Below are 20,604 nucleotides of genomic sequence, written 5' to 3' on the forward strand. Positions count from 1 at the left end.
CCCGGCCGGGCCCGCCGCCGCGCGGGTGCACCCCGCGCCCGAATGGGCCCTCACGGCACGGGAGTGGAATGATGACGGCGGATCCGGCCCAACCGGGGCCGACCATGGTGCTCAAGGAGAGGTACGTGGCTGAAACGCAGGACTACGACATCGTCATCCTCGGCGGCGGGAGCGGCGGGTACGCGGCGGCCCTGCGGGGCGCGGAGCTCGGCCTGAAGGTCGCTCTCATCGAGGCCGGCAAGCTCGGCGGCACCTGCCTTCACCGCGGCTGCATCCCCACCAAGGCGCTGCTGCACTCCGCCGAGGTCGCCGACACGATCCGCGAGAGCGCCGGCGTCGGTGTGGAGAGCACGCTCGGCGGCATCGACATGGCCAAGGTCAACAGCTTCAAGGACGGGATCGTCGCCCGCCTGTACAAGGGGCTCCAGGGACTGGTCTCCTCGCGCAAGGTCGACCTCATCGCCGGCTGGGGCCGCCTCGTCGCGCAGGACACCGTGGAGGTCGACGGCACCCGCTACCGGGGCAGGAACGTCATCCTCGCGACGGGCTCGTACTCCAAGACCCTGCCCGGCCTGGAGATCGGCGGCCGGGTCATCACGTCCGAGCAGGCCCTCGAGCTGGACTACGTCCCCAAGAGCGCCATCGTCCTGGGCGGCGGGGTCATCGGCGTCGAGTTCGCCTCCGTGTGGAACTCCTTCGGGGCCGACGTCACGATCATCGAGGGCCTGCCCAACCTGGTGCCCAACGAGGACCCGGCGCTCTCCAAGGGCCTCGAGCGAGCCTTCCGCAAGCGCAAGATCGCCTTCCAGACCAAGACGATGTTCGCCGGCGTCGAGCAGAACGATGACGGCGTCAAGGTCACCACCCAGGACGGGAAGACGTTCGAGGCCGAGCTCCTCCTCGTCGCCGTCGGCCGTGGCCCCGCGACCGCCAACCTCGGCTACGAGGACAACGGCATCCCCATGGAGCGTGGCTTCGTCCTCACCGACGAGCGCCTCCACACCGGTGTCGGCAACGTCTACGCCGTCGGTGACATCGTCCCCGGGCTCCAGCTGGCCCACCGCGGGTTCCAGCAGGGCATCTTCGTCGCGGAGGAGATCGCCGGCCTCAAGCCGGCCGTCATCGCCGAGTCGGGCATCCCCCGGGTGACCTACTGCGAGCCGAACGTCGCCTCCGTGGGACTCACCGAGGCCGAGGCCAAGGAGGCCTACGGCGAGGTCGAGTCGGTCGAGTACAACCTGGGTGGCAACGGCAAGAGCCAGATCCTCCAGACCACGGGCTTCGTCAAGCTCGTCCGGCAGAAGGACGGTCCCATCGTCGGGGTGCACATGCTCGGTGCGCGGGTCGGCGAGCTCATCGGCGAAGGCCAGCTCATGGTGAACTGGGAGGCCTACCCCGAGGACGTCGCGGCGCTCGTCCACGCCCACCCCACGCAGGACGAGGCGATGGGCGAGGCCGCGCTGGCCCTTGCCGGCAAGCCTCTGCACGCCCACAACTGACCCGATCGAAGGAGACGCCAGGACATGTCTGAGTCCGTGAAGATGCCCGCACTGGGCGAGTCCGTCACCGAGGGCACCGTCACCCGATGGCTCAAGGCGGTCGGCGAGTCGGTCGAGGTGGACGAGCCGCTGCTGGAGGTCTCGACCGACAAGGTCGACACCGAGGTGCCCTCCCCGGTGGCGGGGGTCATCGAGAGGATCCTCGTCGAGGAGGACGAGACGGTCGAGGTCGGCGCCGAGCTCGCCGTCATCGGCGACGGCTCCGGCGGCGGGGGCGAGGCCCCGGCCGAGGAGCCCGCCGAGGAGCCTGCCGCCGACGAGAGCTCCCCGGCCGCGAGCGAGGCTCCCGCTGCCGAGGAGGTCGAGGCCGCCCAGCCGGGCGCCGAGGACGCCAAGCCGGCCGAGGAGGCCAAGTCCGAGGCGACCGAGAACGCGCCCTCCGAGGGCGGGTCCGGCGGTGGGTCCGGATCCGGCGAGCCGGTGACGATGCCCGCCCTGGGTGAGTCCGTCACCGAGGGCACCGTCACCCGCTGGCTCAAGGCCGAGGGCGACACCGTCGAGGTCGACGAGCCGCTCCTCGAGGTCTCCACCGACAAGGTGGACACCGAGGTGCCCTCGCCCCTGGCCGGGACGGTCCTGAAGATCCTCGTCCAGGAGGACGAGACCGTCGAGGTCGGTGCGCAGCTGGCCATCGTCGGCGAGGCAGGCGCCGTCGCCGCCCCGGCGAAGGAGGCTCCCGCCCAGGAGCCGGCGGCCGAGAAGCCGGCGGCCGAGGCGTCCGCCACGCAGGAGGCGCCCGAGCAGGAGGCCCCAGCCGAGGAGCCGGCCGACCAGGCCACCGTGGAGAAGGAGTCCGGCCAGCACCGGACCGAGCCGCCGGTCGAGGCGCCCCAGGCCGGTCCGCCGTCCACCCCGGCCCGTCCGTCCGAGCCGGCCCCGACCGCCGAGGCGGCGTCGACGTCCTACATCACCCCGCTGGTGCGCAAGCTCGCCAACGACCGGGGCGTCGACCTCGCCACCCTCACCGGAACCGGCGTCGGTGGACGCATCCGCAAGCAGGACGTCGAGGCTGCCGCCGAGGCTGCCCAGAAGGCGGCTGCGGAGAAGACCGCCGCAGAGCAGGCCCAGCCCGCTCAGCCCGCGGCGACCCACCCGAGGAAGGCCGCCGAGCCCTCCCCGCTGCGGGGCACCACCGAGAAGATGTCGCGCCTGCGCAAGGTCATCGCCAAGCGGATGCGCGAGTCGCTCGACACCTCCGCCCAGCTCACCTCGGTCGTCGAGGTCGACGTCACGCGGATCGCCGCGCTGCGTTCACGGGCGAAGTCGTCGTTCCAGGCCAACGAGGGCACGAAGCTGACCTTCCTGCCGTTCTTCGTCAAGGCGGCGACCGAGGCGCTCAAGAGCCACCCGAAGCTCAACGCCACGATCGACGGCGAGCAGGTGGTCTACCACGGCGCCGAGCACATCGGCATCGCGGTCGACACCCCGCGCGGTCTCCTCGTCCCGGTCATCAAGGACGCCGGGGACCTCACCCTGGGCGGGATCGCGAAGAAGATCAACGACCTTGCCGCCCGCACCCGTGACAGCAAGGTCACCCCGGACGAGCTCTCCGGCTCGACCTTCACGATCACCAACACCGGGTCGGCCGGCCTGCTCATGGACACCCCGATCATCAACCAGCCCGAGGTCGCCATCCTCGGGGTGGGCACGATCGTCAAGCGTCCCGCCGTGGTGACCGATGCGGACGGCAACGAGGCCATCGCCATCCGCTCGATCATGTACCTGTCCCTCACCTACGACCACCGCCTGGTCGACGGCGCGGACGCCGGGCGCTTCCTCAGCGCCGTGCGCGCCCGGCTCGAGGAGGGCGCGTTCGAGGCCGAGGTCGGCCTCTAGGGCACTGCGCCACCACCGCGGCCCCGCACCGGCACTGTCCGGTGCGGGGCCGCCGCGTCGCGCGGACCTCGCCGCGTCACCGAGGAGATGACCCGGCCGCTGCGCCGTCACCCGGCCGCGCGGTCACCCCCCGCGAGGCTGCACGGAGCCGTCGCGCCCACCCGCCACGGCGCCGGGCCGGCCAGGGTGTAGCGCGTGCAGCGTTCCGGCTGCGGTCCCACCGCCCGGTGCTCGGCGGGCCCGGTGAGGGTGTACCCGGACTGCCGGGTGACCGCCTCGAGCACCAGCCGCGAGGGTCCGTGCTCGACCACCCGGACGTCGACGACGGTGGTGCTCAGCCCTCGCGGCCGGGTGCCCCCCAGCGCACGCACGACCGCGGCGTCGGCGGCGGCCGGGGCGCTGCCCGGCACGGTGAGGGTAGCCAGACCGCCGGCGTCACCGGCGGTCAGAGCCTCGTCCCGGGCGGCCACGAGCTGCTCGAGGACCGCGTCCGGGCCGCCGGTCGCCGGTGCTGCGGACCGCGCCGCCGCCGCACCACCGAGCACTCCGACGCCGAGCCCCAGGGCGACGAGCAGCGGGATGGGTGAGCGCGGTCGACGACGGCGCAGCCGCCGGGTCCGGGTCCGCCACCGGCCGGGCGCGGCGAGCGCCGTCGGGGGCTGACCGGCCCGTGACCGGAGCTGAGCGGCGGCCAGGTCGGCATCGGCCGGCAGGGCCACGGGGACGCGGTCGGCAAGTACGGGCGCGCACGCCGCGAGGTCCCGCGCTGCGGGCCTCTCCTCCGGTGCGGGACGAAGGGCTGGGCTCAGGACGTCACCCACCACGGGATCGTCCGCCACCGCCCACAGGAGCGTGCGGGCGAGGGACCAGAGGTCTCCGGGCGCCGACGCGGGCGCCCCGCCCGCCCGCTCGGGAGCGACGAAGCCCGGCGTCCCGGCCTCCCGGGTGACCTCGCCGGCGAGGTCCGTCAGCACCGGCCGGCCGCCCCCGGTGAGGATGACGTTGGCGGGCGAGACGTCGCCGTGGACGACACCACGGTCGTGCAGGTGGCCCAGGGCGGAGCCGAGCGCGTCGAGCAGGGTGGCCGCCTCGGCGGGGGTGAGCGGACCCCGGGCGGTGCGCACCGTGGCGAGGGTGGGTCCCTCGACGAGCTCGCACGCGAGGGCGCAGCGGTCCCCGCCGAGGCTGATCACGTCCAGGACCCGGGGCAGGTGAGGGTGGTGGCTTCCGCGCAGGGCGGCCAGGCGGCGCAGCTGGGCCGCGCCGCGCTCGTCCGGCGCCAGCCGCAGGACGCTGAGCGCGACCGCGCGGCCGTCCGGGTCACGTGCGGCCCACACCGCGCCGGTCGCGCCGAAGCCCACGGGCGCCCCCACCCGGTACCCCGGCACCTCGGGAGCACCCGTGCGTGTCGCGCTCATGGTGCGAGCGAACCAGCCGGGCACCTCCTCGCGCACCCCCCTTCGCTCGTGCTGTGGACGACGAGGGTGCGCCGAGGGCGCTGTGGGCCGCCGTCAGTCCAACGGCACCCGACGCTGCCACGGCCACCAGGTGCGGCGCCCGAGGTCGTGGACGAGTCCAGGGACGAGGAGGGAGCGCACCACGAAGGTGTCGAGCAGCACGCCGAAGGCGACGATGAACGCCAGCTGCAGCAGGAACAGCAGCGGGATGACCGCCAGCGCGCTGAACGTGGCCGCGAGCACGAGCCCGGCCGAGGTGATGACGCCGCCGGTGACGGCCAGGCCGCGGTGCACCCCCTCCCGGGTGCCGCGAACGAGCGACTCCTCCCGGACCCGGGTCATGAGGAAGATCGAGTAGTCGATGCCGAGCGCGACGAGGAAGACGAAGCCGTACAGCGGCACGGTCGCGTCGGCGCCGGGCAGGTCCAGGACGTGGTTGAACACGATCGCGCTGATGCCCATGGTCGCCCCGAAGGAGAGCAGGTTGGCCAGGAGCAGCACCAGCGGCGCCACGACCGCCCGCAGGAGGAGCACCAGCATGAGGAAGATCGCCACGAGGACCACCGGGATGATGGTCCGCAGGTCCTTGGCGGCGGTGTCCTGCGTGTCCAGGCGCTGTGCCGCTGCGCCGCCGACGAGGGCGTCGGCGTCGGCCGCGTGCACGGCGGTGCGCAGCTCGCGCACGGTCGCCACCGCTGCCTGGGTCTCCGCGGCGTCCTCGGTCACGACGTCGATCCGGACCAGTCCGTCCACCACGACCGCCTCGGCCTCGGCGTCCGCCCCGGCCGGCGGACCCGACTCGGTGTCCACCCCCGCGGGCGGACCCGCCTCGGTGTCCGCCCCGGCCGGCGGACCCGACTCGGCGTCCACCCCCGCGGGCGGACCCGCGGCCTCGGTGACGAGCGCCGCCCCGGTGACGCCGGGGACGGTCTCCGCGGCGGCGATGACGTCCGCCGCGTTCGCCTCGGCGGTGATGACGACCGCCGGCTGGACCTGCCCGGCGTCGAAGTGCTCGGCGAGCACGGCCTCGCCCGCCACCGACTCGGTCTCGGCCAGGAAGATGTCGGAGTCGCTGGTGCCCTCCGCACGCAGCGTGGGCACGAACGCGGCGGCCGCGAGGAGGACGAGGGCGGTGACGACCCAGACCGGCCGCGCGTGGGAGGTGACGAACGTGGCGACCCGCTCCCAGATCCCGGGCCGCGCCGAGCCGCGCGCAGCGACCTGCGCCCCGTCGACGACGTCGGCGCCGATGTAGCGGGGGGTCCGCGGCCAGAAGATGAACCGCGACCGGCGACCGGCGAGGAGGAGGAAGGCCGGCAGCAGGGTGAGGGCCGCCAGGACCGCCGAGGCGATGCCGATGGCCGCCACCGGGCCGAGGCTCGAGTTGGACCCCAGGTCGGACAGCAGCAGGCACAGCAGGCCGACGATGACGGTACCGGCGCTGGCCAGGACGGGCTCCAGGGACGCCCGCCAGGCGACCCTCATCGCGTCGGCGGGGTGGGCGTGCCGGGTGAGCTCCTCGCGGTAGCGCGCGACGAGCAGCAGGGAGTAGTCCGTGGCGGCTCCGACGACGAGGATCGAGAGGATGCCCTGGCTCTGGCCGTTGAGCTGCAGGACCCCGCCACCTGCGAGGGGCTTGATGACGAGGGCGGCAGCGGCCAGGGCGAAGACCGAGGTCAGCAGGACCGCGAAGGGCAGGCTGGGCGAGCGGTAGACGAGGATGAGGATAACGAACACGACGACGAGCGCGGTGAGCAGCAAGATGCCGTCGATCCCGCCGAAGGCGGTGACGAGGTCGGCGATGGCACCCGCCGGACCCGTCACCCAGGTGCTGACGCCGGACAGCTCGTCCGCGGCGAGGGCCCGCAGCTCGGCGACGGCGGCGTTGACGACCCGCTCCTCGCTCTCCCCGGCGAGCTCGTTCGCGACCGTGGCGTCCAGGGGGACCGGCACGAGCACGGCGGCACCGTCCTCGGACGGGACAGCGACGACGGGGCCGGTGAGGACGTCACCGAGCGTCCCGCCGCCGGGCAGCTCGATGCCCGGGACGGCCTCGGCGAATGTCCCGACGGCCTCGACCTGACCGGCGTCGAGCCTGCCCCCGTCCGCGGCCTCGACGACGACGAGCGCAGGCAGCGTGGTCTCGTCGCTGAACTGCGCCGAGAGCTCCCCCGCCCGCGTGGACTCGGCGTTCGCGGGCAGGAAGGCCGCGTTGTCGTTCTCCTGCACCGCGGAGAGCGTCCCCTGGGCCATCCCCCCGAACGCGCCCACGAGGAGCCAGACGACGAGCGCGAGCAGGATCAGACCCGCCCGCGCGACCGCAGAACGGGTGCGGACGCGGCGCTTGGTCGGTGCGGGCGGTGCTTGGGTGGCCACGGGGATCCTCCAGGACGGACCGGATGCTCAACACCGTGAACGCTAGCCTGGCTACCTAGATCGTGCAAGACTCGAACCGGCCCCTCCGCGGGCCGACCGCCGTCGCTCTGGAAGGATGCCCCGATGGATCCCCGAGGCCCCGGTGTCGCGACCCCGCCGCCGGCGTGGCCCACCGGCCGCCTGCTCTCCGCCGCGGCCCGGCGCGTCGAGCGGTCCTGGGACGACTACCTCCAGCGGTGGTCGCTGTCCCACGCCACACTCCCCCTGCTCGCCGTCCTGGCGGGGGGTCCCCGCTCGCAGCGCGAGATCGCCGCCGCCCTCGGGGTGAGCGAGCAGGCGGTCAGCAGGATGGCCGTGGGGCTCGAGCGGGCCGGGTACCTCGAGCGCCGGCGACACGGCTCCGACCGCCGCCGTCAGGTCGTGGCCATCACGGACCACGGCCGCACGACGCTCGCCGCCCTCGACGACCCCGGCGCGGTCGAGGCCCTGGCCAGCGCGGCGCTCACGGCGGCCGAGGTGGCGGAGCTCCGGCGCCTGCTCCTCCTCGTCCTCGAGCCGCCCGCGGGATGAGCGGCCGGGCCGACCGCGGCCGCCACCGGCCTACGATCGTCCCGTGCGCTTCGAGCAGATCGACCTGGGGACCTCCCTGACGGACTACCAGCGGGCGTGGGACCTCCAGCGCGCGCTCCACGCCCGCGTCGCCGACGGTGACCTCGAGGACACGGTCCTCCTGCTGGAGCACCCGCCCGTCTACACCGCGGGCCGGCGCACCGCCACGCGCGACCGCCCCACCGACGGCACCCCCGTCATCGACGTCGACCGCGGTGGGCGCATCACCTGGCACGGCCCGGGCCAGCTCGTCGTCTACCCCATCGTCCGGCTCCGTGAGCCGGTCGACGTCGTGGCGTACGTGCGGGCGCTGGAGCAGGCCGTCATCGACCTCGCCGCCGCCTACGGCGTGGCCACCGCCCGCGTTCCCGGCCGCTCGGGGGTGTGGGTGCTGGCCGACGACCGCGGTCGCGACCGCAAGCTCTGCGCCGTCGGCGTCCGGGTGGCGCGGGGGGTGACGATGCACGGCATCGCCGTCAACGCCGACGTCGACCTCGCGGCGTACGACCGGATCGTGCCCTGCGGCATCGAGGACGCCGACGTCACCTCGCTGTCCGCCGAGACCGGCCGGCGCATCGGGCCCACGGACATCGCCGAGGCCCTCCAGCGGCACCTCGCCGAGGCGCTCGGCCCGCTCACGGCCGCGTCCCGGCCCGCGACGGCGCCCGCCGGGACCCCGACGTAGGATCGTCACCAAGCAACGGACGAGGAGAGGCACCACGTGACCATCGCTCCCGAGGGCCGCAGGATGCTGCGGGTCGAGGCACGCAACGCCGAGACCCCCATCGAGAAGAAGCCGAGCTGGATCAAGACCCGCGCCACGATGGGCCCTGAGTACCGGGACCTCAAGCAGCTCGTCCACGGCGGCGGCCTGCACACGGTGTGCGAGGAGGCCGGCTGCCCGAACATCTTCGAGTGCTGGGAGGACCGGGAGGCCACGTTCCTCATCGGCGGCTCCCAGTGCACGCGGCGCTGCGACTTCTGCCAGATCGACACCGGCAAGCCCTCGGCCCTGGACCGCGGCGAGCCGCTCAAGGTCGCCGAGTCGGTCCGGACGATGGGGCTGAGGTACTCCACGATCACCGGCGTGGCCCGCGACGACCTCGACGACGGCGGAGCCTGGCTCTACGCCGAGACGGTCCGCCAGATCCACGCCCTCAACCCCGGGACGGGCGTCGAGCTGCTCATCCCCGACTTCGACGCCGTGCCCGAGCAGCTCGCCGAGGTCTTCTCCTCGCGGCCGGAGGTGCTGGCCCACAACGTCGAGACGGTGCCGCGGATCTTCCGTCGCATCCGGCCCGGTTTCCGCTACCAGCGCTCCCTCGGTGTCCTCACCTCCGCCCGCGACGAGGGCCTGGTCACCAAGTCCAACCTCATGCTCGGGATGGGCGAGACCTTCGAGGAGGTCGTCGAGGCGATGGAGATGCTCCACGACGCCGGCTGCGACCTGCTGACCATCAACCAGTACCTGCGCCCGTCGGTGCGGCACCACCCGGTCGACCGGTGGGTCCGCCCCGAGGAGTTCGTCGCCCTGTCGGACAAGGCCGAGGAGATCGGCTTCCTCGGCGTCATGTCCGGACCGCTGGTGCGCTCGAGCTACCGCGCCGGTCGGCTGTGGGGCCAGGCGATGGCCCGCAAGGGCCGGCCCGTGCCCGAGCACCTCGCGCACCTGTCCGAGGCCCGGACGTCCCGCCAGGAGGCTGCCGCGCTCGTGCGGTGAGCCGGGCGTAGCCTCGGCCGGGTGGACCCCGTCGGCGCCCTGGAGCGCGTGGCCTACCTGCTCGAGCGGCAGCTGGCCGAGCCGCACCGCGTCCGGGCGTACCGGCGCGCCGCCCGACGGCTCGCCGCGCTCGCCCCCGACGAGATCGGCGCACGGCTGCGGGCCGGCACCCTGACCGACCTCCCCGACGTCGGACCGAAGACGGCCGCGGTGGCGTACCAGGCGGCCGCCGGGGACGTCCCGGCCTACCTGGCCGAGCTCGAGGACGGCGCGCGGGACCCGGTCGTCACGGGCGGGGAGGTCGTGCGCGGCTGGCTCACCGGCGACCTCCACACCCACTCGGACTGGTCCGACGGCACGGCCCCGATCGCGGCGATGGCCGCCGCGGCCGTGGACCTCGGCCACTCCTATCTCGCCCTCACCGACCACTCCCCCAGGCTCACCGTCGCCCGCGGGCTGACGGCCGCGCGGCTGCGGGAGCAGCTCGACGTCGTGGCCCGCCTCAACACCGAGCTCGCACCGTTCCGGATCCTCACCGGCATCGAGGTCGACATCCTCGAGGACGGCTCCCTCGACCAGGACGAGGACCTCCTCGACGCACTCGACGTCGTCGTGGCGAGCGTGCACTCCCAGCTGCGGATGGACAGCGCGGCGATGACCCGGCGCATGGTCACCGCCGTCGCGAACCCGCGGGTGGACGTCCTGGGGCACGTCACCGGCCGACTCGTCACCGGCTCGCGCGGGACGCGGCCGCCCTCGAGCTTCGACGCGGAGATCGTCTTCGAGGCGTGCCGGCGCTTCGACGTCGCCGTCGAGATCAACTCCCGGCCCGAACGACGGGACCCGCCCACCGAGCTGCTCCACCTCGCCCGCGACACCGGCTGCGTCTTCGCCGTCGACACCGACGCCCACGCGCCGGGTCAGCTCGAGCTCCTCGACCACGGCTGCGCCCGCGCGCAGGCGGCCGGCCTGGCCCGGGCGCGGATCGTCAACACCCTCGCCGTCGACGACCTCCTGGCGTGGACGGCCTGACGACCCGTCCGGCGCCGACGGCGTGGCCCCTGCCCCCGGACGGTAGGCTTGACCGTCATGGCCCGCAAGAACTCCGACGACGCCGCGCCGAAGCCCCAGAAGCAGCGCTGGTACCACAACGTCCGTGACGCCTACCGGCTGACCCGGCAGGTCAACCCCCTCATCACGTGGATCCTCCTGGGTGTCTTCGTGGCCGTCATGGGGCTCGCCCTCATCATCGGGTTCATCTGGGGCCACCCGTGGTACACGGGCCTGTTCGGCCTCATGCTGGCGCTGACACTCATGCTCGTGGTGCTCTCGCGCCAGACCGAGAAGGCGGCCTACAGCCAGATCGAGGGCCGGACCGGGGCCGTCGGGGCCGTCCTGGGCCAGACCAAGGGATGGAACTTCGAGCAGGAGCCGGTCGCGGTGAACCCGCGCACCCAGGACCTCGTGTTCCGCATGGTCGGCCGGCCCGGCATCGTGCTGGTCTCCGAGGGCCCGGCCAACCGGGTGCGGCGCCTCCTCGAGGACGAGCGGCGCAAGGTCGCCCGGGTCGCGCCGAACGTCCCGGTCCACCTGGTGCAGGCGGGCAACGACGAGGGACAGGTGCCGCTCGCGAAGCTCGGCAAGACCGTCCGCAAGCTCAAGAAGACCCTCACCGCCGCCGAGGTGGCCACGGTCGCCCGCCGGATCCAGGCGCTCGGCGGGACCAGGCTGCCCATCCCCAAGGGCGTCGACCCCATGCGTGCGCGTCCCGACCGCAAGGGCATGAAGGGCCGCTGAACCCTGCTCGCACAGGGTCGTCGAGTCCGCCTCCGTCCCTGGTGGTGTGACCGTCAGGCCGAAGAGTCCGTCAGGCCCAGCCCGACGGACTCTTCTGCTTCGTAGCCGTGGCCGGTCAATCTCGCGGGGCCGACTCGTCGGTTAGCGCACCCGTGTGACGACGGTCCCCGCCCACACGTCGTGCAGGCCGCGACCGTCGGGGCCCCAGACCACCGCGGGGATCACCAGGCACAGCCCCACCGTGCGTGCGAGCGCGCGCACCGGGCCGGGGAGTCCGCCGGCGGGGGTGCGGACCGCGAGACCCGCCACCACGTGGCCGATCGTGGCGCCGAGCGTGGCGACCATGAGCCACGTCATGAGGGCGAACACGGCGAGCGTCGCCATGGGCTCGTAGCCGAGGAAGCCGGCACTGATCGCCGAGGCGAGAGCCCAGTCCACGGCCAGTCCGACGAGGCGGCGGCCGAGGGTGGCGACGGGGACGGAGACGGGCGCGGTCACCGGGAGAGTTTACCGGCTCTTCGGAGAATCGGTGGGGTGGGGTGACACGCCGACTGGGACGAGTTCCATCTGAATAGGGGTCGAGGTCCTCACGATCAGGAGCGACCAAGCAACCTGTTCGAAGAGGACCTCGACGGTGGATCACCCTACGTCGTGCTGCCTTCGCGGCGGCACCTACTGCTCGCGTACTGACACCCTGTTCGGCATCGCGGGCGTGCATGTGACAGACGTCCGACGTACCGAGACCGGTCTGGTGCTGACAGTCGAGACACCGCCGCGGGTCGAGGGGTGCCGACGGTGCGGTGTGGTCGCGGTCGGGCACGGCCGGCGGGTCCGGGTCCTGCACGACGTCCCCTCCCACGCCGCGCCCGTGACGGTGGTGTGGCGGCGGCGGACCTGGGTGTGCCCGGACCCGGGCTGCCCGGCCGGCTCGTTCTCGGAGGACGTCGCCGACCTCGTCATCGGTGGGGCCAAGTTGACCGCCCGGGCGGTGCGGTGGGCGATCGGACAGCTGCGCCGCGAGCACGCCTCCATCGCCGGCCTGGCCCGCCAGCTCGGCGTCGACTGGCACACCCTGTGGGACACCGTCCGCCCCGAGCTCGACGCGATGGCGAAGGACGAGTCCCGCTTCGCCGGCGTCAACGCCTTGGGAGTGGACGAGCACGTGTGGCACCACACCCCGCACCGGATCAAGGACAAGGGCCCCAAAGAGATGACCGGGATGGTCGACCTGACCCGCGACGCCACGGGCCGCACCCGGGCGAAGCTGCTCGACCTGGTGCCAGGCCGGTCGGGGAAGGTCTACGAGAAGTGGCTCCAGGACCGCGGGCCTACCTTCACCGCCGGGGTCAAGGTCGCGACCCTGGACCCCTTCCGCGGGTACCAGAACGCCATCGACGCCGAGCTCGAGGACGCCGCCGCGGTGCTGGACGCCTTCCACGTCACCAAGCTCGGTGTCGACGTCGTGGACGAGGTCCGCCGCCGCGTCCAGCAGCACACCACCGGCCACCGCGGCCGCCGGGACGACCCGCTGTACAAGGTCCGCAACGTCCTGCGCGCCGGCGCGGACCGGCTCACCAGCCGGCAGTGGGACCGCCTCGAACGGGACCTACCCGCTGGCGACCCCGACGGTGAGGTCCTCCTGGCCTGGCAGTGCTACCAGCGCCTCCGCTCGGTCTACCACCTTCCCGACCTCGCGGAGGCGAGGAAGGTCGCCGAGCACATCGTCGCCACCTTCCACACCTGCCCGGTCCCCGAGGTCGCCCGCCTGGGCCGGACCCTGCGCCGGTGGAAGACCCAGTTCCTCGGCTACTTCACCACCAACCGCGCCAGCAACGGCGGCACCGAGGCCCTGAACGGGATCATCGAGCTCCACCGCCGCATCGCCCGCGGCTTCCGCAACAAGGACAACTACCGACTCAGGATGCTCCTCGTCGGAGGCGGCCTCACCCCACCGATTCTCCGATGAGCCAGTTTACCCGGCCGACACCGTAGGGCCCCGATCCGCTCCGGCCCCGAAACATGCCGGACACATTGAGGTGACACGCGGGCAACAGGTCGGGACTAACCTCGGCGTCGTACCTTCGTCCACACCAAGGAGCAGCGGATGTTTTCCAGCGCCGAGGAGGCCATCGCCTTCACCAAGGAGCAGGACGTCAAGTTCGTCGACGTCCGCTTCTGCGACCTGCCGGGGGTCATGCAGCACTTCAACATCCCGGTCGAGGCCTTCAACGAGGACGCCTTCACGGACGGCCTCATGTTCGACGGCTCGTCGATCCGCGGGTTCCAGGCGATCCACGAGTCCGACATGAAGCTCGTCCCGGACGTCACGAGCGCGTTCGTGGACCCGTTCCGCAAGCAGAAGACGCTGGTCGTCAACTTCTCCATCGTCGACCCGTTCACCGACGAGTCGTACTCGCGCGACCCGCGCAACATCGCCGCCAAGGCCGAGGCCTACCTCAGGAGCACCGGCATCGCCGACACCGTCTACTTCGGTGCCGAGGCGGAGTTCTACGTCTTCGACGACGTCCGGTTCCAGACCACGCAGCACTCGAGCTTCTACTACCTCGACTCCACCGAGGCGGCCTGGAACACCGGCCGCGAGGAGGAGGGCGGCAACCTGGGCTACAAGACCCGCTACAAGGGCGGCTACTTCCCCGTCTCCCCCTCCGACCGCTTCGCCGACCTGCGCGACGACATGGTCCGGATCATGCAGGAGGTGGGGCTGGACGTCGAGCGAGCCCACCACGAGGTCGGCACGGCCGGCCAGCAGGAGATCAACTACCGCTTCAACACCCTGCGGGGCGCGGCCGACGACCTGATGAAGTTCAAGTACATCATCAAGAACGTCGCCTTCGAGGCCGGCAAGTCCGCGACCTTCATGCCCAAGCCCCTCTTCGGTGACAACGGCTCCGGCATGCACTCGCACCAGTCCCTGTGGAAGGACGGCAAGCCGCTGTTCTTCGACGAGCGCGGCTACGGCGGCCTGTCCGACCTCGCCCGCTGGTACATCGGCGGGCTCCTCAAGCACGCGCCGTCGCTCCTGGCGTTCACCAACCCCTCGGTGAACTCCTACCACCGCCTGGTCCCCGGCTTCGAGGCGCCCGTCAACCTCGTGTACTCGGCCCGCAACCGCTCGGCGTGCATCCGCATCCCCGTCACCGGTACCTCGCCGAAGGCCAAGCGCATCGAGTTCCGCGTGCCCGACCCGTCGTCGAACCCGTACCTGGCCTTCTCCGCCATGCTCATGGCCGGCCTGGACGGCATCAAGAACCGGATCGAGCCGCCGGACCCGATCGACAAGGACCTCTACGAGCTGCCGCCCGAGGAGCACGCGCAGATCGACCAGGTCCCCGACTCCCTCCCGGCCGTCCTGGACGCGCTCGAGGCCGACCACGACTACCTCACCGAGGGCGACGTCTTCACCGCCGACCTCATCGAGACGTGGATCGACTACAAGCGCACCAACGAGATCGACCCGCTGCGCCTGCGCCCGCACCCGCACGAGTTCGAGCTCTACTACGACCTCTGATCTGAGCCGGTCGTCAGCCCGAGCCGCCCCCCGACCCGCCCTCAGGGCGGGCCGGGGGGCGGCCTGCGTCCGGGCAGCGACATCGACCGCCTGCTGGTCCTCCGCGCGGGCGGCGGCGCCCGCCGTTGTCATCGGGCGCCTACGACCGTAACCTGATGGTTCCGGCGCGCCGCGCGCCGGGAGCGCCACTCCAGACTCCGGTGGCACCGCGACGGTGCGACGGAGAGGCGAAGATGGACGGCAACGGGAGTCCCTCGGTCGTCGTCGACGAGGAGGAAGGCACGACCAGGCTGGTCCTGGCCGGTGAGATCGACGCGGGCATCGCCGACGACGTCGCCCACGCGCTCCAGCGCGTGGCCGCCCACGACACACCGGTCGACATCGACCTCGCCGGCGTGACGTTCATGGACTGCTACGGCCTGCGGATCCTCCAGGCGGTCGTCGGGCGGGTGAGCGCGCCCGTGCGCGTCGTCGCCGCCAGCGCCCCGGTCCGGTTCCTCCTGGAGACGGCGGGGCTGACCGCCCTCGCCGCCGACGGCCCGGGCTCGTCGGGGCCGGACCGCGCCGTCGACCTGAGCGGGATCGCCCCGCTGGCGGTCGCCCGCCTCTACCTGTCCGAGCCCCTGACGGTCCGGCCCGAGCAGGCCGAACCCCAACCGGTGGGCACGGCACGCACCGACGGAGGCCTGCCATGACGCTGGGGACCACGACACCGCCGGTGGGCGGCACCCACGACGGGCCGCCGCGCCTCCTCCTCACGCTCGCCGACCTCGAGGCGGTCGTGCGGGCCGTCGGCTCGGCCCACCTCTACGTCGGGACGGCGCCCCACCTGCTCCGGGCCGGGGCCTGGCACGCCGAGAGCGGGTACCCGCTGCCGGGGCTGCCCGCGTGGCCGCTGCGCGCCGAGCCCTGGTGGCAGGGCGGTCAGCGGGTGTGGATCGCGCGCCAACTGGTCCGCCGCGCCGGGCACGTCGAGCCGTCGCAGTCGGCGTGGGTCGTCGTGGGAGCCGCGGCCGGTCGGGGCGGCGACGGCGAGCCCCTCCTCGCCGACCCGCGCACGCTCGCCGAGGTGGGGGCGGGGGTGCACCGCGAGGCGGCGGAGACCTACACGGGGTGGCGCGAGCGCGAGTTCCGCTGAGGCGTTCGCCGGGCGCAGGCCCCGCCGGGGGCCCGGGCCGGGCCGAGGGTCCCGATCGCGCCGACGACTCCGATCGCGCCGACGGCACCGGCCGTGCGGGGTTCGACCCTCGGCCGGCTCACTGGTAGAAGAGCTCGTCGACGACCGTCCGAGCCCGCCGGGCCCGGCGCAGGTACTCCTCCTCCAGGTCCAGCCGCCTGCCCGGGGGGTAGCCGAGGATCCGGGCCACCACCTCGAGCTCGACCGCCTCGTGGGGCAGGGTGTCGATCTTGGCGCCGGTGGTCCGGCCCGTGCCGAGGACGATCGCGTCCCGGATCCGGGACGCGAGCTGCCACGCGCCGTCCAGGCGCGCAGCCTCCTCGGCACTGACCAGGCCGGCCTCGTGGAGGGCGTGCAGCGCCCGGGTCGTCGAGGTGGTCCGAAGTTCCGGCACCCGCCCGGCGTGGCGCAGCTGGAGCAGCTGCACGGTCCACTCGACGTCGCTGAGGCCGCCCCGGCCGAGCTTGAGGTGGCGGGTCGGGGGGACGCCGCGAGGCATCCGCTCCGACTCGACCCGCGCCTTGATCCGGCGCAGCTCGCGCAGCTCGGCCTCGGTGAGGCCCTCCGCGGGGTAGCGCAACGGGTCCACGAGCGCGACGAACCGCCGCGCGAGGTCGTCGTCCCCGGCCACGGGGCGCGCGCGCAGCAGGGCCTGACGTTCCCACGGCTCCACCCACCGCTCGTAGTACTCGGCGTAGGCCGACAGCGTGCGGGTCATGGGGCCGTTGCGGCCCTCGGGGCGCAGGTCCGCGTCGACCGCCAGGGGCGGCTCTCCCCCACCCTCCCCGAGGAGCCCGCGGACCTTGCTCGCCACGGCCACCGCCGTCCGGGTGGCCGTCTCGGGGTCCGCGCCCGGCTCGGGCTCGTGGACGAAGAGGACGTCGGCGTCGGAGGCGTAGCTCATCTCCTCCCCGCCCAGCCGTCCCATCGCCACGACGAGGTAGCGCGACGGCGGCTCGGCCAGGCCCGCCTCGGCCGTGGCCTCGGCCACGGCGACCCGCAGCGCACCGGCGAGGGCGACGTCGGCCGCGGTGGTGATCATCGCCCGGGAGCGACCGTCCGGGACCGCGTCGAGGACGTCCCCGATGCCGGCCCGGAGGAGCTCGCGGCGCCGGAGGTAGCGGGCCACCATGACCCCGGGCACCGGCTCGGCCCGGCGCGACTGGAGCGCGAGCAGCTCCGGCTCCAGCACCTCGCGGGTGCGGGGCGTCAGCTCGTCGTCGTCGTCGAGCCACCGCACCGCCTCCGGCAGGGTCGCCAGGGAGGCGGCGACGTAGCGGCTGTGGGAGAGCAGGTGCGCGAGGCGCTCGGCGGCCGCGCCGGAGTCGCGCAGGAGCTTGAGGTACCAGTGGGTGGTGCCCATGGTCTCGGAGAGCTTGCGGAAGCTCAGCAGGCCCGAGTCCGGCTCGGGTCCCTGGGCGAACCAGCCGAGCATGACGGGCAGGAGCTGGCGCTGGATCGCCGCCCGCCGGGTGATGCCCTCGGTCAGGGCCGCGATGTGGCGGATCGCCCCGGCGGGGTCGTGGAACCCGATCGCGGCGAGGCGGGCGCGGGCCGCCTCCGGCGCCAGGACGACGTCCTGGGCGCTCAGCTGCGCGGTGAGGGGCAGCAACGGGCGGTAGAAGATCTCCTCGTGGAGGTGGCGCACCTCGCGGCGCACCTGCCGCCACCGCTCCTCGAGGGACTCTGCGCCGTCGACGCCGTCGGTCCGCAGCGACCGGCCCAGGCGGCGCAGGTCCGCCTCGTCGGTGGGGACGAGGTGCGAGCGGCGCAACCGGTAGAGCTGGATGCGGTGCTCCAGCGCCCGCAGGAACCGGTAGTGGTGCCCCAGCTCCTCGGCGTGGTCGCGGCCGACGTACCCGGCGCGCGCAAGCTGCGCCAGGCCCTGCAGCGTCGTCCGGGACCGGATGGTCTCGTCGGTCCGGCCGTGGACCATCTGGAGCAGCTGGACGGTGAACTCGACGTCGCGCAGGCCACCCTTGCCGAGCTTGAGCTGACGCTCGGCGTGCTGGGCGGGGACGGTGTCCTCGACCCGGCGCCGCATGGCCTGGGCGTCCTCGACGAAGTGCTCGCGCTCCACCGCCGACCACACCATCGGCGCGAGGGCTTCGACGTAGGCCTGGCCGAGGGCGAGGTCACCGGCCACCGGCCGGGCCTTGAGCAGCGCCTGGAACTCCCACGCCTTCGCCCAGCGCTCGTAGTAGGCGAGGTGGGAGGCCAGGGTGCGCACGAGGGGCCCGTCCTTGCCCTCGGGCCGCAGGTTGGCGTCCAGCGGCCACAGGGCCGGCTCGCCCGACGGGCCGGCGCACGCCCGCGCCAGGGCGGCCGCGAGCCGGGTGCCCACCGCGAGGGCCTCGCCCTCGTCCGTGCCCTCCGCCGGCTCCACGACGTAGACGACGTCGACGTCGGAGATGTAGTTGAGCTCGCGGCCACCGGTCTTACCCATGCCCAGCACCGCCAGGCGCACCCCGCGGGCACCGTCCGGCTGGTCCGCGCGCACCACCGCCAGGGCGGCGTCCAGCGCCCCCGCCACGACGTCGGCGACGGCGGCGGCCACCTTGGGCAGGTCCGCCAGCGGGTCGGGGCTGGTGAGGTCCGCGGCGGCGATCTCCAGGATGCGCCGGCGGTAGGTGCGCCGCAGGGTGTCCACCCCCTCGGCGCCCGTGACCGTGGCGACCGGGACGGTGTCGCGGTGGTCCGCCCCGACCGCCCTCAGCGCCCGCTCGCGCTCGTCCTCGGCCGTGAGGTCGAGGACCGGGACCTCGCCGTCACGATCGGCGAGGAGAGTGACGTCACCCGGGCGCGCGACGAGCATGTCCCCCAGCGCCGAGCTTGCGCCCAGGACGGCGAGGAGCCGGTCCCGGTGCGGCCCGTCGGTGGTGAGCACCGCGGCGAGGTCTCCGCCGTCGTCGGCGGCCTCGACCAGCCGCAGCAGGGTGAGCAGGGCCAGGTCGGGGTCGGCCGCGCGTCCGAGCGCCTCGGGCAGCGGTGCGCCCGCCGCCCCCGCGGCGGCGACCACCGGGGCGAGCGCGGCCTCGGCGAGGAGACTCTCGGCGCGGGCGGGCGCCGCGAACCCCAGCCGGCGCAGCCGGCTGGCGGCGGAGACCTCACGCGGCACGGGCGGTCAGCTCACAGGGCGGGGATGAAGCGCTGCAGCTCGTACGCCGTCACCTGGGCCCGGTACTCCTCCCACTCCGTGCGCTTGTTGCGCAGGAAGAACTCGAAGGTGTCCTCACCCAGGGTCTCGGCGACGAGCTCGGAGGTCTCCATGATCTCCACGGCCTCGCGCAGCGAGTTCGGCAACGACCTGATCCCGAGCGCCTTGCGCTCGGCCCGGCTCATCGCCCAGACGTCGTCGTCGGCGCCCTCGGGCAGCTCGTAGCCCTCCTCGATGCCCTTGAGGCCGGCGTTGAGCAGCACCGCGAAGGCGAGGTAGGGGTTGGCCGCGGAGTCCAGCGCCCGGTACTCCACCCGCGCCGAACCGCCCTTGTCGGGCTTGTACATGGGCACCCGCACGAGCGCGGAGCGGTTGTTGTGGCCCCAGCACACGTAGCTGGGGGCCTCGCCGCCGCCCCACAGGCGCTTGTAGGAGTTGACGTGCTGGTTGCACACGGCGGTGATCTCCGCGGCGTGCCGCAGCAGGCCGGCGATGAACGCCCGGCCGGTGTCGGAGAGCTGGTACTGCCCGGCGGGGTCGTAGAAGGCGTTGCGCTCACCCTCGAACAGGGACAGGTGGGTGTGCATGCCGGAGCCGGGGGCGTCCACGAGCGGCTTGGGCATGAACGTCGCCAGCACGTCCTGCTGGAGGGCGACCTCCTTGATGACGGTGCGGAAGGTCTGGATGTTGTCGGCCGTGCTCAGCGCGTCGGCGTAGCGCAGGTCGATCTCGTTCTGGCCCGGGCCGGCCTCGTGGTGGGAGAACTCCACGGAGATCCCCATGGACTCGAGCGTGGTGATCGCGTCACGGCGGAAGTCGTGGGCGGTGCCGCGCGCGACGTGGTCGAAGTACCCGCCACGGTCGATCGGCACCAGCCCGTCCTCCGGCGACGAGTTCTGGAAGAGGTAGAACTCGATCTCGGGGTGGGTGTAGAAGGTGAAGCCCTTCTCGGCGGCCTTGTCCATCGCGCGGCGCAGCACCCCGCGCGGGTCGGACCGGGCCGGCTCGCCCGCCGGGGTGAGGATGTCGCAGAACATCCGGGCGACGCCGTTCTCCTCACCGCGCCAGGGCAGCACCTGGAAGGTGGCCGGGTCCGGCTTGGCGAGCATGTCCGCCTCGTAGACCCGGGTCAGGCCCTCGATGGAGGAACCGTCGAACCCGATGCCCTCCGCGAAGGCCCCCTCGAGCTCGGCCGGCGCGATGGCCACGGACTTCAGCACGCCCAGGACGTCGGTGAACCACAGCCGGATGAACCGGATGTCGCGCTCCTCGATCGACCTGAGCACGTACTCCTGCTGCCTGTCCATCGACCCCTCCTCGGTCCGGGACCGCCACGGAAGGTGCCCGGGCGGACGTGCGAGGGGCACCGGCCCCCACAGGCCCCATC

Annotated in this window: 16 protein-coding genes; 11 read left to right on the forward strand and 5 right to left on the reverse strand. The window is 73.4% G+C overall.

Features of this window, described 5'->3' with window-relative positions; all coding sequences use genetic code 11:
• Positions 1-104 precede the first annotated feature (104 nt).
• A complete protein-coding gene (lpdA, locus tag EDD32_RS16075; protein WP_123920618.1) occupies positions 105-1,499 on the forward strand; it encodes a dihydrolipoyl dehydrogenase in 1,395 nt (464 codons plus the stop codon).
• A 24-nt stretch (positions 1,500-1,523) separates the two neighbouring features.
• On the forward strand, positions 1,524-3,395 hold the full coding sequence (gene sucB, locus EDD32_RS16080; protein ID WP_123919096.1) for a 2-oxoglutarate dehydrogenase, E2 component, dihydrolipoamide succinyltransferase: 1,872 nt from the start codon (positions 1,524-1,526) through the stop codon (positions 3,393-3,395).
• A gap of 107 nt (positions 3,396-3,502) precedes the next feature.
• Here the strand turns inward: sucB and EDD32_RS16085 are convergent, their stop codons facing one another.
• Both EDD32_RS16085 and EDD32_RS16090 read right to left on the reverse strand, forming a co-directional pair.
• Complete coding sequence (locus tag EDD32_RS16085) at positions 3,503-4,813, reverse strand: serine/threonine-protein kinase (protein ID WP_123919098.1); 1,311 nt, start codon at positions 4,811-4,813, stop codon at positions 3,503-3,505.
• 93 nt (positions 4,814-4,906) lie between these two features.
• Positions 4,907-7,228: an MMPL family transporter gene (locus EDD32_RS16090; protein ID WP_246006179.1), complete on the reverse strand. Its 2,322-nt coding sequence runs from the start codon at positions 7,226-7,228 to the stop codon at positions 4,907-4,909.
• A 123-nt stretch (positions 7,229-7,351) separates the two neighbouring features.
• Here EDD32_RS16090 and EDD32_RS16095 point away from each other — a divergent pair, with 123 nt between their 5' ends.
• Genes EDD32_RS16095 through EDD32_RS16115 form a run of 5 tightly spaced genes read left to right on the forward strand, consistent with a single transcriptional unit; the run spans position 7,352 to position 11,354 of the window.
• A complete protein-coding gene (locus tag EDD32_RS16095; protein WP_123919100.1) occupies positions 7,352-7,798 on the forward strand; it encodes a MarR family winged helix-turn-helix transcriptional regulator in 447 nt (148 codons plus the stop codon).
• Positions 7,799-7,841: 43 nt separating this feature from the next.
• On the forward strand, positions 7,842-8,522 hold the full coding sequence (lipB, locus tag EDD32_RS16100) for a lipoyl(octanoyl) transferase LipB (RefSeq protein WP_123919102.1): 681 nt from the start codon (positions 7,842-7,844) through the stop codon (positions 8,520-8,522).
• 36 nt (positions 8,523-8,558) lie between these two features.
• Positions 8,559-9,557: a lipoyl synthase gene (lipA, locus tag EDD32_RS16105; protein WP_123919104.1), complete on the forward strand. Its 999-nt coding sequence runs from the start codon at positions 8,559-8,561 to the stop codon at positions 9,555-9,557.
• A 21-nt stretch (positions 9,558-9,578) separates the two neighbouring features.
• Entirely contained in the window at positions 9,579-10,589 is a 1,011-nt protein-coding gene (locus EDD32_RS16110) for a PHP domain-containing protein (RefSeq protein ID WP_123919106.1), read from the forward strand.
• A 57-nt stretch (positions 10,590-10,646) separates the two neighbouring features.
• Positions 10,647-11,354 (forward strand): DUF4191 domain-containing protein, encoded by a 708-nt coding sequence (locus EDD32_RS16115; RefSeq protein WP_123919108.1) that lies wholly within the window; start codon positions 10,647-10,649, stop codon positions 11,352-11,354.
• A 141-nt stretch (positions 11,355-11,495) separates the two neighbouring features.
• Here the strand turns inward: EDD32_RS16115 and EDD32_RS16120 are convergent, their stop codons facing one another.
• Positions 11,496-11,852 carry an RDD family protein gene (locus EDD32_RS16120; RefSeq protein ID WP_246006180.1) on the reverse strand — a complete coding sequence of 119 codons (357 nt, stop codon included), beginning with the start codon at positions 11,850-11,852 and terminating at the stop codon, positions 11,496-11,498.
• Positions 11,853-11,988: 136 nt separating this feature from the next.
• Here EDD32_RS16120 and EDD32_RS16125 point away from each other — a divergent pair, with 136 nt between their 5' ends.
• The 4 genes from EDD32_RS16125 (at position 11,989) to EDD32_RS16140 (ending at position 16,021) form a co-directional block, all read left to right on the forward strand.
• Positions 11,989-13,320 (forward strand): ISL3 family transposase, encoded by a 1,332-nt coding sequence (locus tag EDD32_RS16125; RefSeq protein WP_425459468.1) that lies wholly within the window; start codon positions 11,989-11,991, stop codon positions 13,318-13,320.
• Positions 13,321-13,458: 138 nt separating this feature from the next.
• Positions 13,459-14,883, forward strand: coding sequence for a type I glutamate--ammonia ligase (gene glnA / locus EDD32_RS16130; protein ID WP_123919110.1), 1,425 nt, complete (start codon positions 13,459-13,461; stop codon positions 14,881-14,883).
• A gap of 233 nt (positions 14,884-15,116) precedes the next feature.
• Positions 15,117-15,578 carry an STAS domain-containing protein gene (locus EDD32_RS16135; protein WP_170175330.1) on the forward strand — a complete coding sequence of 154 codons (462 nt, stop codon included), beginning with the start codon at positions 15,117-15,119 and terminating at the stop codon, positions 15,576-15,578.
• Positions 15,575-16,021 carry a DUF6098 family protein gene (locus tag EDD32_RS16140; protein WP_123919114.1) on the forward strand — a complete coding sequence of 149 codons (447 nt, stop codon included), beginning with the start codon at positions 15,575-15,577 and terminating at the stop codon, positions 16,019-16,021. Before EDD32_RS16135 ends, EDD32_RS16140 begins: the two co-directional genes overlap by 4 nt.
• Positions 16,022-16,139: 118 nt before the next feature.
• Here the strand turns inward: EDD32_RS16140 and EDD32_RS16145 are convergent, their stop codons facing one another.
• Together EDD32_RS16145 and glnA (EDD32_RS16150) are read right to left on the reverse strand one after the other, a co-directional pair.
• Positions 16,140-19,178 carry a bifunctional [glutamine synthetase] adenylyltransferase/[glutamine synthetase]-adenylyl-L-tyrosine phosphorylase gene (locus EDD32_RS16145; protein ID WP_123919116.1) on the reverse strand — a complete coding sequence of 1,013 codons (3,039 nt, stop codon included), beginning with the start codon at positions 19,176-19,178 and terminating at the stop codon, positions 16,140-16,142.
• A gap of 11 nt (positions 19,179-19,189) precedes the next feature.
• Positions 19,190-20,524 carry a type I glutamate--ammonia ligase gene (gene glnA / locus EDD32_RS16150; protein WP_123919118.1) on the reverse strand — a complete coding sequence of 445 codons (1,335 nt, stop codon included), beginning with the start codon at positions 20,522-20,524 and terminating at the stop codon, positions 19,190-19,192.
• Positions 20,525-20,604 lie beyond the last annotated feature (80 nt).

This window comes from Georgenia muralis (assembly GCF_003814705.1).
In the GTDB taxonomy this organism is placed as follows: Bacteria; Actinomycetota; Actinomycetes; order Actinomycetales; family Actinomycetaceae; genus Georgenia; species Georgenia muralis.

Coding starts and splice junctions, on each gene's coding strand:
- glnA (WP_123919118.1), bottom strand. CDS start 20,524: ATGGACAGGCAGCAGGAGTACGTGCTCAGGTCGATCGAGGAGCGCGAC.
- EDD32_RS16085 (WP_123919098.1), bottom strand. CDS start 4,813: ATGAGCGCGACACGCACGGGTGCTCCCGAGGTGCCGGGGTACCGGGTG.
- EDD32_RS16095 (WP_123919100.1), top strand. CDS start 7,352: ATGGATCCCCGAGGCCCCGGTGTCGCGACCCCGCCGCCGGCGTGGCCC.
- EDD32_RS16135 (WP_170175330.1), top strand. CDS start 15,117: ATGGACGGCAACGGGAGTCCCTCGGTCGTCGTCGACGAGGAGGAAGGC.
- glnA (WP_123919110.1), top strand. CDS start 13,459: ATGTTTTCCAGCGCCGAGGAGGCCATCGCCTTCACCAAGGAGCAGGAC.
- EDD32_RS16115 (WP_123919108.1), top strand. CDS start 10,647: ATGGCCCGCAAGAACTCCGACGACGCCGCGCCGAAGCCCCAGAAGCAG.
- lpdA (WP_123920618.1), top strand. CDS start 105: ATGGTGCTCAAGGAGAGGTACGTGGCTGAAACGCAGGACTACGACATC.
- sucB (WP_123919096.1), top strand. CDS start 1,524: ATGTCTGAGTCCGTGAAGATGCCCGCACTGGGCGAGTCCGTCACCGAG.
- EDD32_RS16140 (WP_123919114.1), top strand. CDS start 15,575: ATGACGCTGGGGACCACGACACCGCCGGTGGGCGGCACCCACGACGGG.